General features: G+C 69.4%; 1 protein-coding gene and 1 pseudogene. One reads left to right on the plus strand and one right to left on the minus strand.

Translation table 11 applies throughout. The features are described from left to right. Positions 1 to 647: pseudogene (locus tag ACLQ2U_RS32075) on the minus strand (hypothetical protein); the annotation flags it as partial. A gap of 374 nt (positions 648 to 1,021) precedes the next feature. Between ACLQ2U_RS32075 and ACLQ2U_RS32080 the strand changes: the two are divergent. Next, positions 1,022 to 4,426 carry a BTAD domain-containing putative transcriptional regulator gene (locus tag ACLQ2U_RS32080; protein WP_425754626.1) on the plus strand — a complete coding sequence of 1,135 codons (3,405 nt, stop codon included), beginning with the start codon at positions 1,022 to 1,024 and terminating at the stop codon, positions 4,424 to 4,426. Positions 4,427 to 4,531: the final 105 nt, after the last annotated feature.

The following is a 4,531-nucleotide window of genomic DNA, read 5'->3' on the forward strand; positions in this document are numbered from 1 at the left end:
GTCGAGTTGCTCGGGCGGAAGACGCCGACGGTGTCGACACCGTCACCATTCCAGTCACCCGAGATCGGAACGTCCTCCGCGGACACGTCCTCGAGAATGTTGTCGTAGCGGACCGGGGTGTAGCGGCTGGCGTAGCTGGACGTCCAGGTGCGCTCGATGGTGTCCGCACTGCCCGTCTGCTCGATGACCACCGGCGCGGTGTGCGCGGAGTCGCCCCACCTCACGAACAGGGCGACGTGGTTCTCGCTGGGATCCCCGGTGTGCCGGAGCAGGGCGTCGCCCGGCGCGAGGTCGCTGCGCGCGATCGTGTGCGATCGGGTGTCCAGGTTTCCGGTCCAGAAGTCACTCCCCGAACCGCCGAGACCCCACGCCATCGAGACGAAGCCCGAACAGTCGGTGCGGTAGTCACCGTACTGGTTCTGGTAGCAGCGAGACTGGCTGTAGGGGACGCCCCCCACGCTGAGCCAGCTACGTGCCCGGGTGATCGCATCCGATCGGCGCATGTCCTTGTCGGCGCCGTTGTCACCACACGGCACAGGCGTGGTGCTCACCGCAGCGGACACTCCCGCCTGCGGTGAGAGGCCCGGGTACTCGGGCAGCGCCGGGTCGCCCGGCACGGTGGCAGCGGCCAGCCCCGCCGCGTCCACCGCTGAAGTGTCAGGCGTCGCTGACGCTACCGCCGGCGTCGAGGCCAGGGCTGCGGCCAGCACAGCGATCGGCACAAGTGACCGACGCGCCAACCAACCGCTCCGTCGAGCGTGAGACTGCATGTGCTCTCCTCCCGTGTATCGGCCGGCTACGGCCTCGCCTGCCAAGAGTCTGAAGAGCGCTCCTGACGTACGGCTGGAGGGACAGATCCTGTAGTGAATCTCGTACTCCGATCCGTCCGGACAGACGCAGGAGTCAGACCGTGATACCGGCGTCAGATATCGATCGTCGTGCGGGTCTTGACGATTCGGCCACTGGAGAACCCGCAGGGCGGGGTTCTAGGCTGACGATCCGTCGGCACGGGGAGTCGGTTATGGACGATCGGGAACATGAAAGCCTCGCTGAACTTCTGCGGAACGCTCGGCTCGGCCGCGGCCTGACCCAGGCCGGTCTCGCGGATCAGGCCGGGGTCAGCGTCGGTGTGGTTCGCGACCTCGAACAGGGGCGCAGCGGGAGGCCGCGAGGACGTTCACTGCAGGCGCTCGCGGATGCTCTGGGTCTTCACCACGAGGACCGCACGCGGATCAAGCAGCTGGCGCGACCGCCGCAGCGGGAAAGTGTCGACGCGACGGGTCCGGCTCAGGTCTCGGTGCTGGGGCCGCTGCTGGTCACCCGGATCGGTCAGCCCGCCAATCTCCGTGCTGGACGGCACCGGGTCGTGTTGGCGCGCCTCGCGCTGACTCCCGGCCGGCCCGTGAGCCGGGACGAGCTGACCCATCTGCTGTGGGGAGACCGTCCGCCGCCGTCCGCCGCCAACGTGGTGCAGACCCACGTGAGCCGGATCCGTCGACTGTTGGAGCCGAAGCTGCAGCCGGACCGGCCGCCGACGGTGACGCTGGAGTCGGGCGGATACCAGCTCCAGGTCGACGGCGATCAGCTTGATCTTGTGGCGTACCGGTCCCGCCTGGCCGAGGCAGGTTCGTCGGGCCTCCCACCCCAGCGCGCCTTCGACCTGCTCCTCGACGCGCTGAACCTGTGGCGCGGCGACGACGCCGTCGAGGACGTGCTGGAACTCAGCGGCGATCCACTGGTCACGGCGCTCGCCGAGGAGCGCGTGGAGACTGCTGTCCGTCTGGCGCGCCTCGGGGAGGTGGTGCACCAACAGCGGCAGGTCCTTCCGCTGCTGCGACGACTGGCCGGGCGGCACCCGTGGCACGAGTCGCTGCACGCGCGGCTGGTTGTCGCGCTCGCTGCGGCGGGGCAGCAGGCCGCGGCGATCGAGGCCTTCGACAGTGTCCGTCAGCGGCTCGCCGAGGAGCTGGGCATGGATCCCGGCACCGAGTTGATCGAGGCACGGCAGGCCATCGTCAGCGGGCAGAGCGATCGACTTGGCGGCATTCCGGTGGAAGGCACCGGGATCGTCACGCCGTGGCAGACGCCGGCGCCGCCATCGGACTTCTGCGGCCGCGCCAAGGAACTGCATCGGCTCGAGCGGGCGCTGCGCTATCCGAGTAGCGGATCACCAGTCGTCTGCGTCATCTCCGGCATGGCCGGTGTCGGCAAGACCAGCCTGGCACTGAAGGCGGCCTGGGGAGTACGCCGAGACTTTCCGGACGGCCAGCTCTACATCGACTTACGAGGTAACGATGACCGACCGGTCCCGGTCGCGTACGCGCTCGCTCGACTGCTGAGAGCCCTCGGCGTCGAGGTCCGCGCCATCCCCGGTGACGAGGACGAGGCTGCCGCGCTCTACCGGAGCGTGCTTGCCGACCGACGGGTGCTGATCGTGCTCGACAACGCGCACAACGCCGCCCAGATCCGTCTGCTGCTGCCGGGTCCTGGCGGAAGCGCGGTCCTGGTCACCAGCCGCAGCCAGTGCGAGGAGTTGGACGGCGCCGTCACGATGCTCCTGCCGGTGTTCGAGCCGGACGAGGCACTGGACCTGCTACGAGTCAAGCTGGGGGCGGCCCGGGTCCACGCCGAGCGCAAGGACGCCGAGGCCCTCGTCGACGCGTGTGGCCGGTTGCCGATCGCCGTGCGGCTGGTGGCCGGCCGGGTGGCGGGCCGCCGGAGAAGTACGATCGCCGACGTCCTGCAGCGGCTCACCGACGAGCGGTCGCGGCTCGAACAGCTGAGCCTCGGCGACCGCACCGTGACGAGCAGCTTCGCGATCAGTTGCCGGGACCTACCGTCGCCGGCGGTCGAGGTTTTCCAGGCCGCCGCGCTGATCCCGGGTGAGGGCTTCTCGGTCGACGCGGTCGCCGCGCTGCTCGGCGCCGAGCCGCGGCTGGTCCACCCGGCGCTGGACCACCTTGTCGCGGAGAACCTGCTCCAGCCCGGCGGTGCGGACCACTACCGGTATCACGACCTGCTGCGTCTCTACGCGGTGCGAGCCGGTGAGATCCGGCAGACACCCGTTGATCGGACCGCCGCCCTGGGCCGGCTCTATGCCTGGTACCTGGCGCGGACAGTGTCCGCGATGGCCCTGGTCTACGCAGAAATGGTGCGGTTGCCGATCGACGTCGACCTGACCGAGACCCGGTTCCCAGACCTCGGTTCCGCCACGGCATGGCTCAGCGAGGAGGCGGGAAACCTCGTCGCCGCGATCGAAACCGCCACGGCTGACGGACACGGCGCGCGGTCCTGGCAGTTGGCCGACCAGCTCCGCGGCTACTTCTTCGTCTCGGGAGACGTGGTCGCCTGGCTCACGAGCGGGAAGGCAGGACTCGCCGCCGCGGAGGCGGCAGGGGACGTCCGCGCTCAGGCTGCCATGTATCAGACCATCGGCCAGGCGCACTGGGCAGCCGGGAAGCATCATCTCGCCGCCGATGCCTACCGCCGCGGCATCGCCGCTGCGGGCACCAGCGGCTGGCTCGTCGGCGAGGCCTACCTGTCGCACAACCTCGGGCTCGTGCAGGCCGAGCTGGGCCACCTCGACGAAGCGCAGGAGCTCTACCAGCGGGCACTTGATCTCGGTACCGGTCCCGAATTCAACCACGTTCGGGCGGTGACGTTGAACGACCTGGGCACCATGTGCCACGAGCGGGGACAGCTCGTCGAGGCGGTTGGTCACCTGAAGGCGGCTCAACGATTGAACGAGAAGTCGGCGCGTCACCTCTCGGCAATGGCGAACCGACACAACCTGGCGATGGTCCTGCGGCAGCTGGAAGACTTCGAGCCCGCACGCGCCCACTTCGACGCCGCCCTCGAGTACTACCGTCGCACCGGGTCGGCCTTGCGCGAGCTGTCGGTACTCGATGAGCTGAGCCAGCTCGACCGGCAGCTGAACGAGTGGGTGTCCGCGGTGAACAACGCGGCCGAGGCCTTGCGGCTCGCCCGGCAGCAACGCAACCTGCGCGCCGAGGCGGCCACCCTCAACACACTGGGGTACGCGCTGTTGGGAACCCGCGCCGCCAACGACGCCCACGCCCGGTTCACCGAAAGCCTGTCGATCAGCCGGAACAACGGCTTCCAGTACTTCGAATGCCAGGCGGGCATCGGCCTCGCCGAGGCCGCCCTGTCGGCTGGTGCCGCCGAGGAGGCCTACCGTCTGGCGACGGGCGCGCTGCACATCGCCTCCCGCAACGCCTACCGAGCACTGCACAGCGACGCCCTCATCGTGCAGGCCAAGGCGGCGATCTGGCTGGGCGAGACGGAGACGGCCGCGCAGCACTGCCGGGCTGTCCGTGAGCTGCTTGGGACGACGCCTCTACCTGACCGAGCGCGCGAGTGCGACGCCCTTGAGGCACGGATCGCACAACTGATCGTGATCACGTGAGAGGCCTGGTCGGTTGAACCTGGCCGGCCGACGGCGGGGCCCGGTGTGGTGTCCGGGCCCCGCCGTCGTGTTTGACGAGTTCAGATGCCGTAGATGAACTGTTCG

The organism is Micromonospora sp. DT47 (assembly GCF_049844475.1).
GTDB lineage: Bacteria > Actinomycetota > Actinomycetes > Mycobacteriales > Micromonosporaceae > Micromonospora.

Coding starts and splice junctions, on each gene's coding strand:
- ACLQ2U_RS32080 (WP_425754626.1), top strand. CDS start 1,022: ATGGACGATCGGGAACATGAAAGCCTCGCTGAACTTCTGCGGAACGCT.